The 1,275-nt window shown below is 47.2% G+C and carries 1 protein-coding gene; it reads right to left on the bottom strand.

All coding sequences use genetic code 11. From position 1 onward, the window contains the following. Window positions 1-1,009, bottom strand: a 1,009-nt coding sequence (locus BM123_RS23755) for an IS110 family RNA-guided transposase (protein WP_090173631.1), incomplete at its 3' end; no start/stop codon positions are given. Between the last annotated feature and the right edge of the window lie 266 nt (window positions 1,010-1,275).

The following is a 1,275-nucleotide window of genomic DNA, read 5'->3' on the forward strand; positions in this document are numbered from 1 at the left end:
TGTTGTTGTTGTAATTCGGATCGTAGAGAGTATCCGTTTTGAACAGCGCATACGCCAATAGTAAGAGCTTCCGTTGTACGGGCATCAAAGCTTTATTGTAATTATTGTATTTGGCAAACTGTTTTTCAAAAAGCTGACTCATCGCCCCCGTCTTTTTACTCACCGTTTTAGCTGGCATGAAAAGCGCAGCTCGAAGATGGGAGTTACCCCGTTTAGACACCTTGGAGCGCCCCCTTACCGAAGTGCCACTTTGCTTGTCGACGATGTCTAAACCAGCATATTTGATTAGTTGATTACGGTTGTTGAACAGGGCAAAACAGTCGGTTTCGGCCATTAACACACAAGCAGTTATTAATTGAACACCCGGCATGCTTTTGAGGATTTTTAAGCCTCTGCTAAGCACCTCGTCGGCAGCGCATAGTTCCTTTAATTCCTTCTCGATTTCAGCTGCCTGGCGATCAAGAAATCTAATCCGGCCTTCAATACGCTCTAGTGTTTTGGCGGGTGGATGGGCTGATGCCCGGTAAGCAACTCGTTGGCACTTCACCTCCGTACGTTCATTTACAATCTGTTGACGCTCACGCGTTAGCGTACGCAGCTGCCTCATGTGAGGACTGGGCGGAGCCCAATTGTTCAGCTTGTTGGCAGCAGCAAAACGAGCAATCATCTCGGCATCAATGTCGTCAGTCTTTGAGTAGTTGTTGAGACTGCGGGCGTAGGCTTTGATGCGATTAGGTAAGACGATGCAAGTCGGACGCTCAGCGTCGTGGAGGGTGTAAGCGGCTAGTTCGTGGTAAACACCTGTCGCTTCCATGATGCATTGAACGGGGTAAGCACTGTCGATGCGCTTATCAAGCCAAGTAAACAACTTAACCAACCCGTTTTTAGTGTTGTCAAAAGACTTACTTCCGGCACACTTCGTGGACAGGTCGCTGTACTGACGCAGAAAGTGGACTACAAGTTTTTTGGCAGATACGTCGATGCCTAAGAGTTGACGAAACAGGAGCATAGTAAATGGAGTAAAGAGTGAAAAATGAAGAACGAAGTACTTCCACCGTCTTTCCTTGTAGCTTTATCGTGCCTCGTAGATATGATGCTACGGACTTAAGTGCTATCGTGACTCTAAAAGTCTTCTAACCGGAGCGACCAACCTCACAGAGTAGCTCTTGAACGGATCAAGGCTTAGCGTCCCGTCGGTCTGCTTCCAGCTAGAAGTAAGATCGTAACTTTTAGGTAGCTAACCACAATTTCCGATCCTGTCACAAACATACAAGC

Origin of the sequence: Neolewinella agarilytica, from assembly GCF_900110645.1 — a bacterium.
In the GTDB taxonomy this organism is placed as follows: Bacteria; Bacteroidota; Bacteroidia; order Chitinophagales; family Saprospiraceae; genus Neolewinella; species Neolewinella agarilytica.